This is a genomic window from Terrabacter sp. RAF57 (assembly GCF_052113925.1).
GTDB lineage: Bacteria > Actinomycetota > Actinomycetes > Actinomycetales > Dermatophilaceae > Terrabacter.
In genome coordinates, this window is sequence record NZ_JBFRDT010000015.1 from 80231 (window position 1) to 101522 (window position 21292).

Sequence of the window (21292 nt, forward strand, 5' to 3'; positions counted from 1 at the left end):
CCGGCCAGAATGGGAACTCTCGTCCAGACGCTCGCGAGCTCGTCGAGCACGCTGAGCACGTATGCCGCGGGCCTCGCCACGCACGAAGGTGAGGCGCACGCCGCCACCGGGGTGACGGCATACGCGTGGCTGCTCGTCGCGCTGCCGCTGCTCGGTGCCGCCGTGCTCCTCCTCGGCGGTCGCCGCACCGACAGGTTCGGGCCCGTGCTCGCGACCGCCCTCTCCTGGGGTGCGTTCGTCGTCGGCGCACTCGTCTTCCTCGCGATGCTCGGCCGTGGTGCCGAGGACCGCGCCGTCGGCATCGACCTCTTCGACTGGATCGCCGCAGGCTCGTTCAAGGTGAGCGCGGGGCTGCTCGTCGACCAGCTGTCCATGGTCTTCGTCCTGCTCATCACCTTCGTCGGCTCGCTCATCCACGTCTACTCGATCGGGTACATGGAGCACGACGCCGACAAGCGGCGCTTCTTCGCCTACCTCAACCTGTTCGTCGCGGCGATGCTGCTGCTCGTCCTCGCCAACTCCTACCTGCTGCTCTACGTCGGCTGGGAGGGCGTCGGCCTCGCGAGCTACCTGCTCATCGGCTTCTGGAACTACAACCCGGCCTACGCGACCGCGGCCAACAAGGCGTTCGTCGCCAACCGCGTCGGTGACTTCGGTCTGTCCATCGCCATCATCGTGATGTTCTTCCACTTCGGTGCGGTCGACTTCGCGACGGTGCTCGGCGCGGCCGGCAGCAACGCCAACCAGGGTTTCATGACGGCCATCGGCCTGATGCTCCTGCTCGGCGCCTGCGGCAAGTCGGCGCAGTTCCCGCTCCAGAGCTGGCTCGGTGACGCCATGGCCGGCCCGACGCCGGTCTCGGCGCTCATCCACGCCGCGACCATGGTCACCGCCGGCGTCTACCTCGTCGTGCGCTCGGCGCCGATCTTCGAGGCGGCGCCCACGGCCCAGCTCGTCGTCGTCATCGTCGGCGCGATCACGCTGCTCTTCGGTGCGATCGTCGGTTGCGCCAAGGACGACATCAAGAAGGCCCTCGCGGCCTCGACGATGAGCCAGATCGGCTACATGATGCTCGCCGCAGGCCTCGGCCCGGTCGGCTACGCGTTCGCGATCTTCCACCTGCTCATGCACGGGTTCTTCAAGGCCGGGATGTTCCTCGGGGCCGGGTCGGTCATGCACGGCATGAACGACCAGGTCGACATGCGCCGCTTCGGCGGCCTGTCCGGCGCCATGAAGATCACGTGGGCGACGTTCGCCGTCGGCTGGCTCGCCATCCTCGGCGTGCCCCCGTTCTCGGGCTTCTGGTCCAAGGACAAGATCATCGAGGCCGCCTTCATCGGTGAGGGCTGGCGCCCGTGGGTCTTCGGTCTGGCCGCCCTCCTCGGTGCCGGCATCACGGCCTTCTACATGTCGCGCCTGTTCTTCATGACCTTCCACGGCAAGAAGCGCTGGACCGACGACGTGCACCCGCACGAGTCGGGCAAGCTCATGACGGTCCCGATGATCGTCCTCGCGGTGGGCTCGGCCTTCCTCGGTCTGATCCTCGGCCCGACGGGACTCTTCACCTCCTGGCTCGAGCCGGTCACCGGCGCCGAGCCCGAGGGCGCCCACCCGGTCATCCCGGTGCCGGTCCTCATGGCCCTGACGCTCGTCCTCGTCGCCGCCGGTGGCGCCTTGGCGTGGCTGCGCTACTGGCGTGACGAGGTGCCGGTCACGGCCCCGGCGGGCTCGCTGCTCACGCAGGCGGCCCGCAAGGACCTCTACCAGGACCAGGTCAACGAGGCCCTCCTCATGCGGCCCGGCATCCACCTCACGCGCTCGCTCGTCTTCGCCGACAGCAAGGGCGTGGACGGTGCGGCCGGTGGCCTCGCCGCCCTCGTCGGCGGGACGAGCTCCCGCCTGCGCAAGCTGCAGAACGGCTTCGCGCGCTCCTATGCCCTGACGATGCTCGCTGGTGTCGTCGCCATCCTCGGTGCTCTTTGGGTGATGTCCTGATGACCGCAATGTCCACCGTCCCCTGGCTGACGATCCTCGGCCTCATCCCCCTCGTGGGCGCGCTCGTCGTCGCCTTCGTGCCGGGGAGCGCCGAGAACGCCAAGCGGATGGCGATCGGGTTCTCGGTCGCCACGCTCGTCGTCGGCATCATCGCCGCGACGCAGTTCGACCGTGCCTCGAGCAAGCAGTTCCAGCTCGGTGAGCAGCACTCGTGGATCCCGCAGTTCGGCGTCAGCTACTCGCTCGGCGTCGACGGCATCGCGCTCGTGCTCATCCTCATGGCGCTCGTGCTGACCCCGATCTGCCTGCTCGCCGCCTGGCACGACGTGCCCGAGGAGGCCGGCCCCCGGGGCGGCCAGCGCGTCAAGACGTACTTCGCGCTCATCCTCGTGCTCGAGACGTTCATGGTTGGGGTGTTCGCCGCCACCGACGTGTTCCTCTTCTACGTCTTCTTCGAGGCCATGCTCATCCCGGTCTACTTCCTCATCGGCCGCTTCGGCGGGCCGCGCCGGCAGTACGCCGCGATGAAGTTCCTCCTCTTCTCGCTGGCCGGCGGGCTCATCATGCTCGTCGCCGTCATCGCCCTCTACCTGCAAGGCCCCGGCGGCACCGACGGCTTCCTCATCGAGCGCCTCACGGGTCTCTCGCTCGACCCGACCACCGAGCGGCTGCTCTTCGTCGGCTTCTTCTTCGCCTTCGCGGTGAAGGCCCCGATGGTGCCGTTCCACACGTGGCTGCCCGACGCCGCCACCGAGTCCTCGCCCGCGACGGCGACGCTGCTCGTCGGCGTGCTCGACAAGGTCGGCACGTTCGGGATGATCCGCTTCTGCCTCCAGCTCTTCCCGGAGGCGAGCACGTGGGCGACGCCCGTCGTCGTGGCCCTCGCGGTGCTCTCCGTCATCTACGGTGCGCTCCTCGCGATCGGCCAGACCGACATGATGCGCCTCGTGTCCTACACCTCGGTGAGCCACTTCGGCTTCATCGTGCTGGGGATCTTCGCCTTCACGACGGTGGGCCAGGGCGGATCGACGCTCTACATGGTCAACCACGGCTTCTCGACAGCGGCGCTGTTCCTCTTCGCCGCGATGCTCGTCCGGCGCAGGGGGAGCAAGCGCATCCCCGACTTCGGTGGGTGGCAGCGCATCACTCCTGCGCTCGCGGGCATCTTCCTGGTCGCGGGCCTGTCAGGGCTGGCCCTCCCGGGCCTGTCGAGCTTCGTCTCGGAGTTCCTCGTGCTCGTCGGCAGCTTCTCCACGCAGCCGGTGGCCACGGTCATCGCGACGTCCGGCATCATCCTCGCCGCGCTCTACATCCTGCTCATGTACAAGAAGGTCATGACCGGCCCGAAGCCCGAGGGCCTCGTGGGCGAGCGCGAGCACGACCGGCTCGACGAGCGCGGCCGTCGCGGCCTCACCGCCGTGCGTGACCTGACGACGCGCGAGAAGCTCGTCGCCGCCCCGTTGATCGCCGCCTTCGTCGTGCTCGGCTTCCTGCCGAACCTCGCGTTGAACGTGATCAACCCGGCCGTCGACAAGACCTTGTCGCACGTCCAGCAAGCCATTCCGAACCTCAACCCGGCCGGCACCGTGGCCGAAGGGAGCTCGAAGTGACCGCCGTCGCTCCGCTGGCGCTGCCCACGCTTCCCGCAGCGTTCCAGCAGTCGAACGTCGACTACCTCGCGATCCTGCCGTTGCTCATCGTCTTCGGCACGGCGCTCATCGGCGTCCTCGTCGAGGCGTTCGCCTCGCGGGAGCGTCGCCACGCCATCCAGGTGACGCTCGCCGTCGCGGGCCTGCTCGCGGCCGCCGCGGCGATCATCCTCGCGGCCAAGCACCAGGGCCTGACGATGGGTCTGACGGACGGCTCGACCAACCGCCAGCTCTTCGCCCTGGCCATCGACGGACCGGCCCTCTTCATGCAGGCCACGATCCTGCTCCTGGGTGTCCTGGGCGTCCTGACGATGGCCGAGCGGTTCGGCGGCGTCGGTCCCGACGCCTTCACCCCGAGCGGTGCGTCGACGCCGGGCTCGGCCACCGAGACGGCGGCCGCCCGCGCGGGCGCGCTGACGTCCGAGGTCTTCCCGCTGACGATGTTCGCGATCTTCGGCATGATGCTCTTCCCGACGACGAACGACCTCATCGGCATGTTCGTCGCCCTCGAGGTGCTCTCGCTGCCGCTCTACATCCTCTCGGGCCTGGCGCGTCGTCGCCGCCTCCTCTCGCAGGAGGCGTCCCTGAAGTACTTCCTGCTCGGTGCCTTCAGCTCGGCCTTCTTCCTCTTCGGCACGGCCCTGCTCTACGGCTACGCCGGCTCGGTCTACTTCGGTGACCTGTCCAAGGCGATCGCGGCCGGACCGCTCGCGATGAACGGCCTGCTGGTGCCCGGTGCGTTCCTCGTCTTCGTCGGCCTCCTCTTCAAGGTCGGCGCGGTGCCGTTCCACGCGTGGACGCCCGACGTCTACCAGGGCGCCCCGACGCCGGTCACCGGCTTCATGGCCGCGTGCACCAAGGCCGCCGCGTTCGGCGCGATCCTGCGCCTCGGCTACGTCGGCCTCGACACCGGCCGCTGGGAGTGGACCAACGCGCTCGTCCTCGTCGCCCTGCTCACCATGGTCGTCGGTTCGGTGCTGTCGGTGACGCAGACCGACATGAAGCGCCTGCTCGCCTACTCCTCGATCGCGCACGCGGGCTTCATCCTCGTCGGTGTCCTCGCCTTCGACCGCAAGGGCGTCGGCGCGGTGCTCTTCTACATCGTCGCCTACGGCTTCTCGACGATCGCGGCCTTCGCCATCGTCTCGCTCGTGCGCCAGAACGGCGCCGAGGCCACACACCTGTCGCAGTGGGCCGGGCTCGGCAAGCGCTACCCGGTCGTGGCCGGCGCGTTCGCCTTCCTCATGCTCGCCTTCGCCGGCATCCCGCTGACCTCGGGCTTCGTCTCGAAGTTCGGCGTCTTCTCGGCGGCGATCGGCACGGGTGGCGCGACCGGCACGGTCCTGGCGATCGTCGGTGTCCTGTGCAGCGCGATCACGGTCTTCGTCTACGCCCGGGTCATCGTCCTGATGTTCTTCAGCGACGCCCCCGACGACGCCGTCGAGGTCGTCATCCCGTCGGTCTCGACGACGTTCTCGATCGCCATCGGCACCCTGGCCACGCTCGCCCTCGGCGTCCTGCCGTCGGCGCTGCTCGACCTGGCCGACCGCGCCTCGCAGTTCGTCCGATGACGGCTCAGCCACGGCTGCAGGGTCGTCCTTCCGGTCACGGGGCTCGATGACGACGCACGCCACCCCGCCGGTCCTCGGGATCCCCGGGGCGACTGCGGACCTGTCGGCACGCCTGCGTGACGGCCTGGCCCGGGTCGACGCCCTGCTGACGCAGGTCGTCGACCACGACGACCCGTTTATCGCGGCCGCGTCGGGGCACCTCGTCGCGGCGGGCGGCAAGCGGTTCCGGCCGCTGCTGACGCTCCTCGCGGCCGAGCTCGGTGAGGGCATCAACGACGACGTCGTCGCGGCTGCGGCAGGTGTCGAGCTGACCCACCTCGCCTCGCTCTACCACGACGACGTCATGGACGAGGCGAGCGTGCGGCGTGGTGTCGCGTCGGTCAACGCGGCCTACGACAACTCGACGGCGATCCTCGTGGGCGACCTGCTCTTCGGCAAGGCGTCCGAGCTCGTCGCGGGTCTCGGCGCCGAGGCCGTCCTCATCCAGGCCCAGACGTTCGTCCGTCTCTGCAACGGGCAGATCCGCGATGACCGTCCCTGCCCCGAGGGCGTCGACCCGGTCGACTACTACCTCGGTGTCCTCGCCGACAAGACCGGCGTGCTCATCGCGACGGCCGGACGCTACGGCGTCATGTTCAGCGGCGGCTCGCCCGGGTCGGTCGAGATCATGCGCTCCTACGGCGAGAAGCTCGGCATCGCCTTCCAGCTCGCCGACGACCTCATCGACATCGCGTCCGACGCCGACGACAGCGGCAAGATCCCGGGCACCGACCTGCGCGAGGGCGTCGACACCCTGGCCGTGCTGCGGTTCCGCGCCACGGCCGATCCCGCCGATGCGTCGGACGCACGTCTGCTCGAGCTCCTCGACGGTGACCTCACCGACGACGACGCCGCCCTGGCGGAGGCCCTGGGGCTCCTCCGGGCCCACCCGGCACTCGCGGTCGCGCGCGACGAGACGTATGCCGTCGCCCGCGAGGCGCAGGCCCTGCTCGACCCGCTGCCCGACAGCGACGCGAAGGCCGCCCTGCAGGCTCTGGCGATGAGCGTCGTCGACCGCGTCGGCTGACGTTTCCTCGCGACCACCCTCACCCCCAATTCGAGTGAGATCGGGGGGTCACGGGGTGGGGTGACGCTGGGTAGGGTGCAGACCATGCATCGCCGCCTGTCGCCGCCCGTCGCGGCGCGCCTCTCGGCGGCGACCGCCGACCTGCCCGGCCCGCTCGCCGTCGTCGACCTCGACGCCTTCGACGCCAACGCCGCGACCCTCGTCGACCTCGCCGCGGGCGTGCCGATCCGCATCGCGACGAAGTCGCTGCGCAGCCGACCCCTCATCGAGCGGGCCCTCGGGCGCCGCGGCTTCGAGGGCCTCATGTGCTACGCCGTGCGCGAGGCCCTCTGGTGGGCCCGGGACGGTCACGACAACCTCCTCGTCGCCTACCCGAGCGTCGACGTCCCCGCCCTGGCCGAGCTCGCTGCCGACCCGGCCCTGACCCGGGCCGTCGTCGTCATGGTCGACAGCGTCGAGCACGTCGACTTCATCGCCCGCGAGGTGCCCGGCCACGAGGGCCTGCGCGTGGCGATCGACGTCGACGCGTCGCTCCGGGTCGGCCCCGCACACATGGGGGTCCGCCGGTCACCCACCCGCACGCCGGCCGACGTCGAGGCGGTCATCCGTCGGGCCCAGGAGCGGGGCCTCGTCGTCGCCGGCCTCATGTTCTACGACGCCCAGATCGCCGGTCTGCCCGACTCCTCGCCCGTCGTGCGCCGGATGAAGAAGGTGTCCGACGCCGAGCTGCGCACCCGCCGGGCCGAGGTCGTCGCGGCCGCGCGCGCCCTCGCCGACCTCGAGCTCGTCAACGGCGGTGGGACCGGCAGCCTGCACGTCACGCACCACGACCCGTCGCTCACCGAGCTCGCTGCGGGGTCGGGCCTCTTCGCGCCGACCCTCTTCGACGGCTACGACGCGCTGTCGCTGCGTCCGGCCGCCTACTTCGCCGCCCCGGTGGTGCGCCGGCCCGGCGCAGGGATGGTGACGGCATACGGCGGCGGTTACGTCGCGTCCGGGCCGCCCGGGTGGTCCCGCGTGCCGAGCCCGCTGCCCGAGCACGAGGTCGCGCTGCTCCGGCGGGAGGGGGCGGGCGAGGTGCAGACACCTCTCGAGGGTCCGGGCGCCGACCGGCTCTCACTGGGTGATCGGATATGGTTCCGGCACGCCAAGGCAGGGGAGCTGGCCGAGCGCTTCACGGAGTTCGCGCTCGTCAGCAGCGACGGAGGCGACCGGGTCGTCGGACGGGCCGCGACCTATCGTGGGGAAGGGCAGTGCTTTGGCTGACAGCGTGGGTGGCGTGAAGCGCCGCGTCGTACGCAGCATCGACTGGTCCAACTGGGCCGGCACCGAGTCCTCGAAGCTCGCGCGCGTGGCGACGCCGCGCAGCGAGGCGGAGGTCGTCGAGGAGGTCGTGCGAGCTGCCGACCGGGGACTGCGGGTCAAGGCGATCGGCGCCGGTCACTCGTTCACCGGCGTCGCCGTGACCGACGGCGTGCAGCTGCGCCTCGGCGCCCTGAGCGGGGTCACCTCGATCGACTCGACGCGCGGCGAGGCGACGGTGCGCGCCGGCACCCCGCTGCACGTCCTCAACGAGGAGCTCGAGGCGTTCGGCTACGCGCTGCCCAACCTCGGCGACATCGACCGGCAGAGTCTGGCCGGCGCCACCGGCACCGGGACGCACGGCACGGGTCTGCGCCTGACGGGCCTGTCCGCGGGCATCCGGGCGCTGCGCATCGTCCTCGCCGACGGGTCTCTCGTCGAGTGCTCCCCGACGCACGAGCCCGAGCTCTTCCAGGCTGCCCGTCTCGGGCTCGGAGCTCTCGGCATCGTCACCGAGATCACCGTCGCCGTCGTGCCCGCCTTCCTGCTCCACGCCGTCGAGCGTCCCGAGTCCCTGACCGACGTGCTGGCCCACGCAGACGTCTCGGCGGAGGCGAACGACCACTTCGAGTTCTACTGGTTCCCACACACCGACCGGGCCCTGACCAAGCGCAACAACCGCGTGCCCGAGGGCACGGCGAGGCGCCCGCTGCCGGCCTGGCGCGAGAAGCTCGACGACGACCTCCTGAGCAACCGCTTCTTCGAGCTGACCAACCGTGTCGCCACCCGGATGCCGCGCTCGACGAGGAGCATCAACGCCATCGCGTCGCGTGCCCTGAGCGAGCGCCAGTTCACCGACAGCTCGCGCAAGGTCTTCGTCACCGCGCGCGAGGTGCGCTTCATGGAGTCGGAGTGGGCCTTCCCGCGCGCGAGCCTGTCCGAGGTGCTGCTCGAGCTGCGCGAGTGGGTCGACACCCACGACGAGCGCATCTCCTTCCCCGTCGAGTGCCGCGTCGCCGCTGCCGACGACGTGTGGCTCTCGACGGCCTACGAGCGCCAGAGCTGCTACATCGCGATCCACAAGTACCACCGGCAGGGGCGGGGTGCCTACTTCGACGCGTTCGAGGCCATCGCCGTCAACCACGGCGGTCGCCCGCACTGGGGCAAGCTCCACACGCGGCACGCCGACTACCTCCGCAGCGTCTACCCGCGCTTCGACGACTTCCTCGCGGTCCGCAACCGCGTCGACCCGGAGCGCCGCTTCGGCAACCCCTACCTCGAGCGGGTCCTCGGCGCCTGAGCGTCCCGGTGAGCGATGGCGTATGCCGTGTCCGCCACTCAGGTGCCGGCGCGCACCGAGCGCTGTCGCTCCCAGGCGAGGCGCAGCGAGCGCCTGATCGCGTCCTCGTCGCCCGTGAGGTCGGCCTGCAGCTTGGCGTGCGCCTCCCACCGGGGCGGCACGCCGAAGGTGTCGGGGTGGGCGCTGACGAGCTGCTCGCGGTCGCGGCCGCCGAGTCGGACGAGCAGCGTGCCGGCAGCGTCGGCTCGGGCCACGAGCAGCCCGTCGACGTACCACGCGCGGCGCCCGTCGGCGCGTCTGGCGCGGACCCCGTCGAGCGTCCGGAGGTATTCGTCGACGTCGTCCAGGGTCATCCACCGACGGTAGACCGCACGGGCCGGCCCGCTGGGCGAGCGCGCCCCTCGGCGGCACCTGGTGACGACCGTCGGCGTGCGTCGACGGCTGTCGGCGGGCCCACCTACGGTGGAGAACGCACAGCGACGCCGAGGAGGATGCCGTGACCGAGCCGAGGACCTACCCCGAGGGCGTGACCTCGTGGGTCGACACCGAGCAGGACGACGTCGATGCCGCCGCAGACTTCTACACCGGGCTTTTCGGCTGGACGTTCACCGAGGCCACCCCGCCGGGGGTGCCGTTCCGCTATCTCATCGCCCAGCTCGACGGCCAGGACGTCGGTGGGCTCGGCGGCCCCGCGACACCCGCGGCTGAGGACGCCGGTGGTGCTGGCGGTGGAGCGGCCCGGTGGCACACCTATGTCGCGGTCGACGACGCCGAGGCCGCGACCGGCCGGGTCGAGCAGGCCGGGGGAGCCGTCGTCCAACCGCCGACGGTGGCCGGCGAGGGTGGCCGGTCGGCCGTCGTGCGCGACCCGCAGGGACTCGAGGTGCGCCTCTGGGAGGCCAGGCGACGTCTGGGCTCGCAGGTGACCAATGTCCCGGGTGCCTGGAACTTCAGCGACCTGCACACCGACGAGCCCGCCGCCGCGCAGCAGTTCTACGCCCGGGCCTTCGGCTGGGAGTTCGCCGACGTCGGCTTCGCCACGATGATCCGGGTGCCCGGCTACGGCGACCACCTCGCCTCGACGGTCGACCCCGACATCCACGAGCGACAGTCCGGGGCCAGGGTGCCACCGGGCTTCGCCGACGCGATCGGCTGGGTCGTGCCCGTCGCACCGGGCGCCGAGCCGGGGTGGCACGTGACGTTCACCGTCGCCGAACGCGACGCGGCGGCCGAGCGTGTCGTGCGGCTCGGCGGGTCCGTCGTCCGCACCGGCGACAGCGACTGGACGCGCACCGCCGTCGTGCGCGATCCGCAGGGTGCCGTCTTCACGGTCAGCCAGTTCCTCGGCTGATCCGCGGGACCTCCCGCTGCGCGGCGAGCGGGGTCACGTCAGCCGTGGACCTCCACGGTGCACACGGCCGACGTCGCCGGGTTGTTCCGTGCGCCCTGTGCCTTGCACCGTCAGGTGACTCAGCGCCCTGGCAGCCGGGCCGGCCGGCGGCCGGGTGGACGCTGGGTCGCTGGATGACTCAACGCACAGCGACCTCGACGTCAGTCCTCGGGGCGGGTCATCGAGAGGACGTCGAGGGCCTCGTCGAGCTGCTGCTCGGTGAGCTTGCCGTCGGCCACGTGACCCTGCTCGATGACGACGTCGCGGATCGTGCGCCGCTCCTTGACCGCCTGCTTGACGACCGCGGCCGCGGCCTCGTAGCCGAGGTAGCGGTTGAGTGGCGTGACGATCGAGGGCGAGCCCTCGGCGAGGGCCCGCGCGTGCTCGACCTCGGCCGTGATGCCGTCGACGCAGCGGTCGGCGAGCAGGCGGCTCGTCGAGGCGAGCAGCCCGATCGACTCGAGGACGTTCTTGGCCATGACCGGCAGCATGACGTTGAGCTCGAAGTTGCCGGCAGCGCCGGCCGTCGTGATGACGACGTCGTTGCCGATGACCTGCGCGCACGCCATGAGGGTCGCCTCGGGCACGACGGGGTTCACCTTGCCGGGCATGATGCTCGACCCGGGCTGGAGGTCGGGCAGGTGGATCTCGCCGAGGCCCGTGCGGGGCCCGGAGCTCATCCAGCGCAGGTCGTTGCAGATCTTCGTCAGGCTGACGGCCACGACCTTGAGCGCCCCGGACAGCTCGACGACGGCGTCCTGCGCCGACTGCGCCTCGAAGTGGTTCGCGGCCTCGCGGAACGGGATGCCGGTGACCCCCGAGACCCGCTCGATCACCTTGCGGGCAAAGCCCGGTGCCGCATTGAGCCCGGTTCCGGCGGCCGTGCCACCGAGGGGCAGCTCGCTCGTCGCCTCCGCGGCGCTGCGCACCCGGCTGGCCCCGAGCTCGACCTGGCGCCGGTAGCCGCCGAACTCCTGCCCGAGCGTCACCGGCACGGCGTCCATGAGGTGGGTGCGTCCAGCCTTGACGACGTCGACGAACTCGGCCTCCTTGCGACCCAGGGCGAGCGCGAGGTGCTCGAGCGCCGGCACGAGGTCGAGGACGCTCGCGGTCGTCGCCGCGATGCGCAGCGCGCTGGGGAAGGTGTCGTTGCTCGACTGGCCGGCGTTGACGTGGTCGTTGGGGTGCACGTCGAGGTCGCTCGCGAGGTGTGCGATCCGTGCCACGACCTCGTTGACGTTCATGTTCGTCGAGGTGCCGGACCCGGTCTGGAAGACGTCGATGGGGAACTCGTCGTCGTGGTCGCCGTCCGCGACCTCACCGGCTGCCGCCGCGATGGCTCGGGCCCGGTCGGCGTCGAGGACCCCGAGCTCGGCGTTGACGTCGGCGGCGGCGGCCTTGAGCCGGGCGAGGGCGTGGACGACGCCCGGCGGCACCGGCTGCCCGCTGATCGGGAAGTTCTCGACGGCCCGCGCCGTCTGCGCGCCCCACAACGCGTCGGCGGGCACCTTCACCTCGCCCATCGAGTCGTGCTCGGTCCGGAAGCCTGGCGCTGACACGTCGCTCATGTCCCCATCATCCACGTCTCGCCGACGAGATCCGCCGTAGACCTTGCCGGATGCCGCGTCGCGGGCGCACGCTGGACGGTGCACGCCGCCGACTGGCCGGCGATCGACGCGTACCGCGCCTCGCTCTACACGGCGAGCCAGATCCCGCCGCCCGACGTCCTCGCGGCGTGCCCGGCGACCTTCGGCAACAGCGACATCCGTGTGGGAGCTGGGCCGACCCGACGCCCTGACGGCGTGGTCGGCCGGGCCGGGCGGAGTTCCGTCAGCGCCCGGTCGGCGCCCCGCCCAGCGCGGGCAGGTCCTCGTCGTGGTGGTGCGCCGTCCCCGGGCACCCCTCGGAGCCGGCGCACGACCAGCCGGCCGGAACCGCTCGCGTATGCCGTGTCGCTCCCGCTGCGGCGGCGCGCCCCTGCCGTCCGGCACCCGTCTCGTCGGTGCCGGACGGCGCGGGTGCGGGGTTGCGGATGAGCAGCCACGACACGACACCTCCGGCGGCGAGCATCCCGGCGCACAGGAGCATCGCGGTCCGGTACGCCGACGAGAAGGCCTCGGGGACGGCGTAGTCCGAGCCGCTGAGCCCGACGACGGCCGGGAGTGCGGCGACGGCGAGGAGACTGCCCGCGCGGGCGACGGCGTTGTTGACCCCGCTGGCGACGCCGGCGTAGCGGTCGGGAGCCGCGGCGAGGACCGTCGCCGTCAGCGGCGCGACGAGCAGGGTGAGTCCGAGGCCGAAGACGGAGATGCCGGGCAGGACGCCGGTCCAGTAGGTCGAGCCGGCACCGACACCCGACAGCAGGAGGGCACCGACCGCGCACACGACCGGGCCGACCGTCATCGGCAGGCGTGGCCCGATGCGGGAGGCGAGCGCACCTCCTCGCGCCGCGAAGAGCAGCATGAGCACGGTGACCGGCAGCGAGGCCATGCCGGCGAGCAGCGGGCCGTAGCCGAGGACGGTCTGGAGCTGGAGGGTGAGGAAGAAGAAGACTGCGCCGAGGGCGGCATACACGAGCAGGGTCATCGCGTTGGCCGCGCTGAACTGCCGGGAGGCGAAGAGGGCCGGCGGCACCATCGGGTGCGAGGTGCGACCCTCGACGACGACGAAGGTCGCGCCGATGGCGAGGCCGAGCAGGCCGACGCCCGTGGCGGCCACCGCACCCAGCGGCTCGTGCTGGATCAGGGCGAAGGTCGTGGTGCCCAGGGCGAGGGTCGCGAGCACGGCGCCGGCGACGTCGAAGTGGTGGTCGGCACGGTCGTCCCTGGTCTCGGGGACGTGCAGCTGCGCGATCCAGACGGTCGCGGCGCCGAGGGGCAGGTTGACGAGGAAGGCCCAGCGCCAGCTCGCGTACTGCACGAGCCACCCGCCGACGAAGGGCCCGAGGGCGGAGGCGATGCCGCCGAGTCCGGACCACGTGCCGATGGCCTTGCCGCGGTCGTCGGGACGGAAGGACGCCTGGATCATCGACAGGCTGCCCGGCGTCAGCAGCGCACCTCCCACGCCCTGGAGCACCCGGCCGACGATGAGCTGGACGGGTGACTGCGCGAGACCGCAGGCGGCGGAGGCCACCGTGAACCACACGACCCCGATGACGAAGACGCGTCGGCGGCCGAAGCGGTCACCGAGCGACCCGCCGAGGAGGATGAGCGAGGCGAGCGCGAGGAGGTAGCCGTTGGTGATCCACTGCAGCTCGGCGAGGCTCGCGCCGAGCTCCTCGCCGATCCGGACGAGCGCGACGTTGACGACGGTCCCGTCGAGCAGCGCCATCCCCGAGCCGAGCACGGCAGCGGCGATGACGAACCGACCGGTGCGGGAGCCCAGGACGACGTCGCTCACACCGGCAGTCTGTCACCGCGGGTGCGACGAACGGCTCGTCAGCGCGGGCAGTCGTCGACGGGCAGGTCTCGCCGCGCGGCCCGGGCGCCACGCAGGCTGAGGAGCGAGTCGACGGTGAGGACGACGAGCGCGAGCCAGACGATGCCGAAGCCGATCCACCGCTCGGACGGCATGTGCTCGTCGAGCAGGACCACCGCGCAGAGCAGCTGCATGACCGGGGTGATGAACTGGATGAGCCCGATCGACACGAGCGGGATACGGCGCGCCGCGGCGGCGAAACACAGCAGCGGCACCGCCGTGACCAGCCCGGAGAGGACGAGCAGCGACGTGTGCACGCCACCGTGAAGGCCGAACTCGAGGCCGCCCTGCGCACCGACGACGAGCAGCAGCACGACGGCGACGGGGGCGAGCACGACGGTCTCGACCGTGAGGCCGTGGATGGCGTCGAGGCTGACGCCGACCTTCTTCTTCGTCAGCCCGTAGAGCGCGAAGGACACCGCCAGCGTCAGGGCCACCCACGGCACGCGTCCGCCGGAGACCCCGAGGTAGACGCCCGCGACGACACCGATGCCGACGGCCACCCACTGGAGGACGCGGAGGCGCTCACCGAGCACGACGACGCCGAGGGCGACCGTGACGAGGGGGTTGAGGAAGTAGCCGAGCGCGGCCTCGGACGTGTTGCCCGAGGTCACGGCCGCGACGTAGACGACCCAGTTGACCGCGATGAGCACCGCAGCCACCGCGGTGCCGGCGAGCAGCCGCGGCCGTCGCAGCAGCGGCCTGATCCAGCCGAGGTCGCGCACGACGAGCAGCACGACGACGCAGAAGAGCAGCGTCCAGAGGATGCGGTGGGCGAGGATCTCCCACGGCCCGGCGGGCTTGAGCGCGTCGAAGTAGAGCGGGAAGAGCCCCCAGAGGCCGTAGGCCGCGAAGCCGAGCAGGGTGCCCCGCCCGACCTCGCCGTGGGGTGCCGTCGACCCCGTCCCGCGCGTGCCGGACTCGCTCGGCGCGAGGGACGGAGCGGTCTCGCGCGCGGTCACGCCCCCACGGTCCAGGTGTCCCGACCGGCGAGCAGGGCGTCGATGTCGGCGTCGGTGACCTCGCCCGTGCGGGCCGAGGCGATCTGCTCGCGCAGGGAGTCGTCGTAGGTCGGGCGCGGGACGTTGCGGAAGATCCCCATCGGGACGTGCCCGAGGTCGGGGCTGTCGAGCCGCGAGAGCGCGAACGCCGCGGACGGGTCGTGGGCCGACACGTCGTGGCGCACGATGCGGGTTGGGTCGGCCTCGGCGCGCGGCACGACGGCGAGCGACCCCCGGTCGTCACGCACGACGACCGTCTCGGCGGTGCCGACCTCCTCGCCGTCGGCGAGGTGCAGGATGCGGGCGGCCGCCTCGGTGCGGTCCTTGAGCACGTCGAAGACGCCGTCGTTGAAGATCGGGCAGTTCTGGTAGATCTCGACGAGCGCCGACCCGCGGTGCTCGGCCGCGGCACGCAGCACCGACGTCAGGTGCTGGCGGTCGGAGTCCATCGTGCGGGCCACGAAGCTCGCCTCGGCGCCGAGCGCGAGCGACACGGGGTTGAAGGGCGTGTCGAGCGAGCCCAGCGGCGTCGACTTCGTCACCTGGCCGACGTGCGAGGTGGGGGAGTACTGCCCCTTGGTCAGGCCGTAGATCTCGTTGTTGAAGAGCAGGATCTTGAGGTTGACGTTGCGGCGCAGGGCGTGGATGAGGTGGTTGCCACCGATCGACAGGGCGTCGCCGTCGCCGGTGACGACCCAGACGGAGAGGTCCTCGCGCGTCGCCGCGAGGCCGGTCGCGATGGCCGGGGCACGGCCGTGGATCGAGTGCATGCCGTAGGTGTCGAGGTAGTAGGGGAAGCGCGAGCTGCACCCGATGCCCGAGACGAAGACGATGTTCTCGCGCTTGAGCCCGAGCTCGGGGAGGAAGCCCTGCACGGCCGCGAGGATCGCGTAGTCCCCGCACCCGGGGCACCAGCGCACCTCCTGGTCGGACGTGAAGTCCTTCTTCGTCAGCGCGGTGCCGTCGGTGAGGCGCGGGACGCCGGCGGTGCCGTGGGCACCGGGGGCGCCTGGCCCGCTGGACGGCATACCCAGGTCGGTGGTCACTTGGCGGCCTCCTTCAGGGGCACGTCCGAGACGGACGCCACCGCGGTGGCGATGACGTCGGCGAGCTCGCCCGCCTGGAACGGCAGGCCGCGCACCGAGGTGTGCGACTCGATGTCGACGAGGTACTTCGCCCGCAGCAGCATCGCGAGCTGGCCGAGGTTCATCTCGGGCACGATGACGCGCTGGTAGGAGCGGAGCACGTCGCCGGTGTTGGCGGGGAAGGGGTTGAGGTGGCGCAGGTGCGCCTGGGCGACGCGGGCTCCGGTGGCCCGCGCCAGGCGGACGCCCGCGGCGATGGGGCCGAAGGTCGAGCCCCAGCCGAGGACGAGGACGTCGGCGTCGTCGGTCGGGTCGTCGACGACGAGCGGCTCGATGGTGTCGGCGATCCCGTCGATCTTGGCCTGACGCAGGCGCGTCATGTGGTCGTGGTTGTCGGGGTCGTAGGAGATGTTGCCCGTGACGTCGGCCTTCTCGATGCCCCCGACCCGGTGCTCGAGGCCCGGCGTGCCCGGGATCGCCCACGGCCGGGCGAGCGTCTCGGGGTCTCGGAGGTAGGGGTGGAAGGTCGGCTGACCCTTGTCGTCCACGGCGTTGGGCTCGGTCGCGAACTCCACGGCGATGTCGGGCAGCTCGGCCGTGCGGGGCAGCCGCCAGGGCTCGGAGCCGTTGGCGAGGTAGCCGTCGGACAGCACGATGACCGGCGTGCGGTAGGTCGTGGCGATGCGCACGGCCTCGACGGCGACGTCGAAGCAGTCGGCCGGGGTCGCGGGTGCGACGACGGCCACCGGCGACTCGCCGTTGCGGCCGAAGAGCGCCTGGAGCAGGTCGGCCTGCTCGGTCTTCGTCGGCAGGCCGGTCGACGGGCCACCGCGCTGGATGTCGCAGACGATGAGCGGCAGCTCGAGCGACACGGCGAGGCCGATCGTCTCGGCCTTGAGCGCGAGGCCGGGCCCCGACGTCGTCGTCACACCGAGCGCGCCGCCGAAGCTGGCACCGAGGGCGGCGCCGACACCGGCGATCTCGTCCTCGGCCTGCATCGTCGCGACGCCGTAGCGCTTGAGCCCGGCGAGCGTGTGGAGGATGTCCGAGGCCGGCGTGATCGGGTAGCTGCCGAGGAAGAGCGGCAGGTGTGCGCGGTGCGCAGCGGCCACGAGGCCGAGCGACAGCGCGACGTTGCCGGTGACGTTGCGGTAGGTGCCCGCCGGCATCGCGGCCGGGGCCACCTCGTAGGCGACCGCGAAGTCCTCGGTGGTCTCGCCGTAGTTGAAGCCCGCGCGCAGGGCGGCGAGGTTGGCCTCGAGGATCTCGGGCTTGTCGGCGAACTTCGCCTTGAGGAACGCCTCGGTGCCGTCCATGGGTCGGGTGTAGAGCCACGAGAGCAGGCCGAGCGCGAACATGTTCTTCGCGCGCTCCTTCTCCTTGCGGGTCAGGTCGGTGAAGGACGCGAGGGCCTCGACGGCGATCGAGGTCAGGGCCACCGGGTGCACGTCGTAGCTGTCGAGCGAGCCGTCGTCGAGCGGGCTCTCGGCGTAGCCGACCTTGGAGAGGTTGCGCTTGGTGAACTCGTCGGTGTTGACGATGATCGCGGCGCCCCGCGGCAGGTCGCGCAGGTTGGCCTTGAGAGCGGCGGGGTTCATCGCGACGAGGACGTCGGGGGCGTCACCCGGCGTCAGCACGTTGTGGTCGGCGAAGTGCAGCTGGAAGCTCGAGACGCCGGGCAGCGTGCCCTGGGGCGCCCGGATCTCGGCGGGGAAGTTCGGCAGCGTCGACAGGTCGTTGCCGAGCAGTGCGGTCTGCGACGTGAAGCGGTCTCCGGTGAGCTGCATGCCGTCGCCGGAGTCCCCGGCGAATCGGATGACCACGCGATCGAGCTTCTGGACCAGTTTGGCGCTCATGCTCTGCGACGTCCTCGAACTTCCATACGATTCACTGCCCGGGGCCCTGTGCGGCGGGCACTTTCCATGCTATGTCTCGTCGGGCCTCAGATCGTGCACCTGCCACAACGTGGACGACGCGGGTCGACGCGGTGCCGACACAGGGTGAGCCGCGGTCACCGCACGGAGGCGCCCACCGGGACGTGCCGACCGCGGACGTAGCGCCGCCCGACGGCGCCCCGACCGCCGCCCCGGTGCAGAGGGCGAGGACCACGTGCGTCACGACGAGGGCGGTGGCGTCCCAGCCGAGCGGGTCGACGCCCGGGTCGACGCCCGGGTCCAGGCCGGRGTCCACGCCCGGGTCCACGTCCGGGGTCCGTCACGTCGAGCGGCCCGTCGTGGGGCACGTCGCCGGGCACCTGGGTCGTCGCCTCGTGCGGCGAGCCCACCCGGTCCTGTCCACCCCTGTCGACATGCGCTGGAGGGTAGCCCGGATGCGGCTGACCACTCCGTGCCACTCGCCTACCGGCATGGATAGGCTGGCCGTCATGTCCGGGTACGTGGCCGTCGCAGCGGTGCTGGGGGCGGGCGTCCTGCTCGTCACGGCGGCGATGCTCGTGCGACGGCTCCTCGCCCCGCGCGCACCCCACGCGGCCAAGCTGGCGACGTACGAGTCCGGTGTCGACCCGGTCGGCGAGGGCTGGGCGCAGACGAAGGTCCGCTACTTCGTCTTCTCCTTCCTCTACGTCGTCTTCGCCGTCGACGCGGTCTACCTCTTCCCGTGGGCGACCGTCATCCGCGACGCCGACCTCGGCCGCGCGAGCCTCGTCGAGATGGGCATCTTCATCGGCGTCATCGTGCTCGGCCTGGCCCACGCGGGCCGCCGCGGTCTGCTGAGGTGGGTGTGATGGATCAGCCGCCGAGCCAGCCCGGCCAGCCGGCGAGCCAGCCCGGCCAGCCGGTCGGCCTCCCGATGCCGACCATCGGACCGGCGTCGATGGGCGTCCTCGGCGCCCACGCGCCCAAGCCGATCAAGGTCGTCCTCAACTGGGGCCGCCGCTACTCCCTCTGGGTCTTCAACTTCGGGCTCGCCTGCTGCGCCATCGAGTTCATCGCCGCCTCGATGGGTCGCCACGACTTCATCCGCCTGGGGGTCATCCCCTTCGCGCCGGGCCCGCGCCAGGCCGACCTCATGGTCGTCTCGGGCACCGTCACCGACAAGATGGCCCCGGCGATCCGCCGCCTCTACGACCAGATGCCCGAGCCGAAGTACGTCATCTCCTTCGGCGCCTGCTCCAACTCCGGCGGCCCCTACTGGGACTCCTACTCCGTGACGAAGGGCGTCGACCAGATCGTGCCCGTCGACGTCTACGTCCCCGGCTGCCCGCCGCGCCCCGAGGCGCTGCTGCACGGCATCATCCGCCTCCAGGAGCAGATCGCCGCGGAGCGCCTGTCGACGCAGAAGCTCAAGGGCAGGTATGCCGGCACGCGCGTCGGCAGCGCCGGCGACCTCCGCCGTCCCCTCCTGCGCCGTGGCGCGAAGCCGGGGGAGGACGGCCGGTGAGGGTCACCGACGTGCGCGACGTGCCCTTCGGGGAGTGGCCCCGCACGGTGCTCTCGCTCCGTGAGGAGGGCTACGCGTACTTCGACTGGCTGACGGCCGTCGACGAGACAGACCGCGAGGGCGACGACGCGGGCTTCGACGTCGTCTGCCACCTGCTCGACACACGCACGCCGGGCGCGCTGAGGTCGGTGCTGCTGCGCACTCGCGTCACCGGGGGTCTGCCGGTCCCGTCGTTGACCGGGATCTTCCGGGGCGCGGCGTGGCACGAGCGCGAGACCCACGAGATGTTCGGCATCGACTTCGACGGCTTCGACGACGGCAGCGGCCTCGGCCTGCGCCCGCTCCTGCTCCCCGACGGCTTCGAGGGCACCCCGCTGCGCAAGTCCTTCGTCCTGGCCGCCCGCGCCTCCAAGGCGTGGCCCGGTGCCAAGGAGCCCGGCGAGGGCCACGACTCCGCCCGCGCACCCGGCCGCCGGCGCGTCCAGGCGCCCGGCGTGCCCGGACCCGAGTGGGGGCCGCGATGAGCGACCTCGCTCCCTGGGTCGAGGTCGTGCTGCGCGCCGCCGCGGTGCTCGCCGCCTTCCTCGTGCTGCCGCTGCTCGTCGGCCAGACCGAGCACAAGGTCATGGCGCACATGCAGGGTCGCCTCGGACCGATGTATGCCGGTGGCTTCCACGGGTGGGCCCAGCTCGTCGCCGACGGGGTGAAGTTCGTCCAGAAGGAGGACATCACTCCGGCCCGGGCCGACCGCTGGGTCTTCCGCCTCGCCCCCTTCGTCGCGCTCATCCCCTACCTCGTGGCGCTCGCCGTCATCCCCCTCTCGCCACGGGTCGTCGGGGCCGACGTCGACGCGAGCGTCGTGCTCGTGCTCGCCGTGATCGGGGTCGGCGTCATCGGCACGCTCATGGCCGGGTGGGCCTCGGCCAACAAGTACTCCCTGCTCGGGGCGATGCGCGCCGCCGCCCAGCTCGTGTCCTACGAGCTGCCGATGGTCCTCGCGGTCGCCTCGGTCGCCCTCGCCGCCGGAAGCCTGTCGCTCGTCTCCATCGCCGAGGCGTGGAACCCGTGGTGGCTGCTCTGGCAGCTGCCCGGCGCTGTCGTCTTCCTCGTCGCAGCCCTCGCCGAGCTGCAGCGCCCGCCGTTCGACATGCCGCTCGCCGACTCCGAGATCGTCTTCGGCGCCTTCACCGAGTACACCGGCCTGCGGTTCGCCTTCTTCCTGCTCGCCGAGTACGCCGGCATCGTCGTCATGTCGCTGCTCTTCGCCGTGCTCTACCTCGGCGGCTGGGCAGGGCCCATCGAGCAGTGGCTCGGCTGGCTGTGGACCGTGCTCAAGGGCTTCCTCGTCGCGGTCGTCGTCATCTGGCTCCGCGTGTCGTGGCCGCGCATGCGCGAGGACCAGCTCCAGCGCCTCGCCTGGGTGTGGCTCGTGCCGATGGCACTCTTCCAGCTCGCCCTGACCGCCGTCGGGGTGGTGGTCTTCCCGTGACCGACGACCGATCGAGGGTGGAGCGACATGGCTGACGGGATCATTCCGGGGCTCGTCAAGGGACTCGCGACGACGGCGAAGTCGCTGACCCGGCACACGCACACGGCCGAGTACCCCGACGTCTCACCCGCGCTCCCGCCCCGGTCACGCGGCGTCATCGCGCTGACCGAGGAGAACTGCACCTCGTGCATGCTCTGCGCGCGCGAGTGCCCCGACTGGTGCATCTACATCGACTCGCACAAGGAGGAGCTGCCGCCGACGACGCCCGGCGGCCGCGCCCGCCAGCGCAACGTCCTCGACCGTTTCGCCATCGACTTCTCGCTCTGCATGTACTGCGGCATCTGCATCGAGGTCTGCCCCTTCGACGCCCTGCACTGGAGCCCCGAGTTCGAGTACGCCGAGACCGACATCCGCGACCTGCTCCACGAGAAGGACCGCCTCGGCGCGTGGATGGCCACCGTCCCGGCGCCGCCTGCCCTCGACCCGGGCAGTGCCGACCCTGCCGAGGTCACGGCCGCGGCGAAGCCCGCCCGGGGGTCCGCGGGAGCAGCCGCTGCCGGTGGAGGTA

At 71.7% G+C, this 21292-nt stretch carries 18 protein-coding genes; 12 read left to right on the top strand and 6 right to left on the bottom strand.

All coding sequences use genetic code 11. The annotated features are described in order from the left end of the window. Positions 1-9 precede the first annotated feature (9 nt). From nuoL to AB4Y83_RS16885, 6 genes are all read left to right on the top strand, one after another. On the top strand, positions 10-1995 hold the full coding sequence (nuoL, locus tag AB4Y83_RS16860) for an NADH-quinone oxidoreductase subunit L (RefSeq protein WP_442276210.1): 1986 nt from the start codon (positions 10-12) through the stop codon (positions 1993-1995). Between the two features lie 8 nt (positions 1996-2003). Next, positions 2004-3605 (top strand): NADH-quinone oxidoreductase subunit M, encoded by a 1602-nt coding sequence (locus AB4Y83_RS16865; protein WP_442297580.1) that lies wholly within the window; start codon positions 2004-2006, stop codon positions 3603-3605. Next, the gene (nuoN, locus tag AB4Y83_RS16870; protein ID WP_056826370.1) at positions 3602-5215 is read left to right on the top strand and encodes an NADH-quinone oxidoreductase subunit NuoN; all 1614 of its coding nucleotides are present in this window, start codon (positions 3602-3604) and stop codon (positions 5213-5215) included. The genes AB4Y83_RS16865 and nuoN overlap by 4 nt, the downstream gene beginning before the upstream one ends. A 46-nt stretch (positions 5216-5261) precedes the next feature. Next, positions 5262-6281: a polyprenyl synthetase family protein gene (locus tag AB4Y83_RS16875; protein WP_442297571.1), complete on the top strand. Its 1020-nt coding sequence runs from the start codon at positions 5262-5264 to the stop codon at positions 6279-6281. Between the two features lie 84 nt (positions 6282-6365). Further along, positions 6366-7547 carry an alanine racemase gene (locus AB4Y83_RS16880; RefSeq protein WP_442276276.1) on the top strand — a complete coding sequence of 394 codons (1182 nt, stop codon included), beginning with the start codon at positions 6366-6368 and terminating at the stop codon, positions 7545-7547. Between the two features lie 4 nt (positions 7548-7551). Further along, positions 7552-8883: a D-arabinono-1,4-lactone oxidase gene (locus AB4Y83_RS16885; RefSeq protein WP_442297572.1), complete on the top strand. Its 1332-nt coding sequence runs from the start codon at positions 7552-7554 to the stop codon at positions 8881-8883. A 38-nt stretch (positions 8884-8921) separates the two neighbouring features. Here the strand turns inward: AB4Y83_RS16885 and AB4Y83_RS16890 are convergent, their stop codons facing one another. Continuing rightward, positions 8922-9236 (bottom strand): hypothetical protein, encoded by a 315-nt coding sequence (locus tag AB4Y83_RS16890; protein WP_442297573.1) that lies wholly within the window; start codon positions 9234-9236, stop codon positions 8922-8924. A 143-nt stretch (positions 9237-9379) separates the two neighbouring features. Between AB4Y83_RS16890 and AB4Y83_RS16895 the strand changes: the two genes are divergently transcribed. Next, entirely contained in the window at positions 9380-10234 is an 855-nt protein-coding gene (locus AB4Y83_RS16895) for a VOC family protein (protein ID WP_442297574.1), read from the top strand. A gap of 200 nt (positions 10235-10434) precedes the next feature. On the opposite strand, the gene AB4Y83_RS16900 is transcribed toward AB4Y83_RS16895, so the two are convergent. The 5 genes from AB4Y83_RS16900 to AB4Y83_RS16920 form a co-directional block, all read right to left on the bottom strand. Then, positions 10435-11841, bottom strand: coding sequence for a class II fumarate hydratase (locus AB4Y83_RS16900; RefSeq protein ID WP_442297575.1), 1407 nt, complete (start codon positions 11839-11841; stop codon positions 10435-10437). 262 nt (positions 11842-12103) lie between these two features. Beyond that, positions 12104-13672: an MFS transporter gene (locus AB4Y83_RS16905; RefSeq protein ID WP_442297576.1), complete on the bottom strand. Its 1569-nt coding sequence runs from the start codon at positions 13670-13672 to the stop codon at positions 12104-12106. Positions 13673-13710: 38 nt separating this feature from the next. Further along, positions 13711-14712 (bottom strand): EamA family transporter RarD, encoded by a 1002-nt coding sequence (gene rarD, locus AB4Y83_RS16910; RefSeq protein ID WP_082620096.1) that lies wholly within the window; start codon positions 14710-14712, stop codon positions 13711-13713. Further along, positions 14709-15797 (bottom strand): 2-oxoacid:ferredoxin oxidoreductase subunit beta, encoded by a 1089-nt coding sequence (locus tag AB4Y83_RS16915; RefSeq protein WP_442297577.1) that lies wholly within the window; start codon positions 15795-15797, stop codon positions 14709-14711. The genes rarD and AB4Y83_RS16915 overlap by 4 nt, the downstream gene beginning before the upstream one ends. Continuing rightward, positions 15794-17692 (bottom strand): 2-oxoacid:acceptor oxidoreductase subunit alpha, encoded by a 1899-nt coding sequence (locus AB4Y83_RS16920; protein ID WP_442276220.1) that lies wholly within the window; start codon positions 17690-17692, stop codon positions 15794-15796. The genes AB4Y83_RS16915 and AB4Y83_RS16920 overlap by 4 nt, the downstream gene beginning before the upstream one ends. A 527-nt stretch (positions 17693-18219) precedes the next feature. On the opposite strand from AB4Y83_RS16920, the gene AB4Y83_RS16925 reads away from it, so the two are divergent. The 5 genes from AB4Y83_RS16925 to AB4Y83_RS16945 form a co-directional block, all read left to right on the top strand. After that, the gene (locus tag AB4Y83_RS16925) at positions 18220-18579 is read left to right on the top strand and encodes an NADH-quinone oxidoreductase subunit A (protein WP_056781480.1); all 360 of its coding nucleotides are present in this window, start codon (positions 18220-18222) and stop codon (positions 18577-18579) included. Then, positions 18579-19235, top strand: a complete 657-nt coding sequence (locus AB4Y83_RS16930) for an NADH-quinone oxidoreductase subunit B (RefSeq protein ID WP_442297578.1) — start codon at positions 18579-18581, stop codon at positions 19233-19235. The genes AB4Y83_RS16925 and AB4Y83_RS16930 overlap by 1 nt, the downstream gene beginning before the upstream one ends. Further along, positions 19232-19759, top strand: coding sequence for an NADH-quinone oxidoreductase subunit C (locus tag AB4Y83_RS16935; protein ID WP_442276222.1), 528 nt, complete (start codon positions 19232-19234; stop codon positions 19757-19759). The genes AB4Y83_RS16930 and AB4Y83_RS16935 overlap by 4 nt, the downstream gene beginning before the upstream one ends. After that, positions 19756-20724, top strand: a complete 969-nt coding sequence (gene nuoH, locus AB4Y83_RS16940; protein WP_442276223.1) for an NADH-quinone oxidoreductase subunit NuoH — start codon at positions 19756-19758, stop codon at positions 20722-20724. Before AB4Y83_RS16935 ends, nuoH begins: the two co-directional genes overlap by 4 nt. 27 nt (positions 20725-20751) lie before the next feature. Continuing rightward, a partial coding sequence (locus AB4Y83_RS16945) for a NuoI/complex I 23 kDa subunit family protein (RefSeq protein WP_442297579.1) occupies positions 20752-21292 on the top strand: 541 nt, incomplete at its 3' end.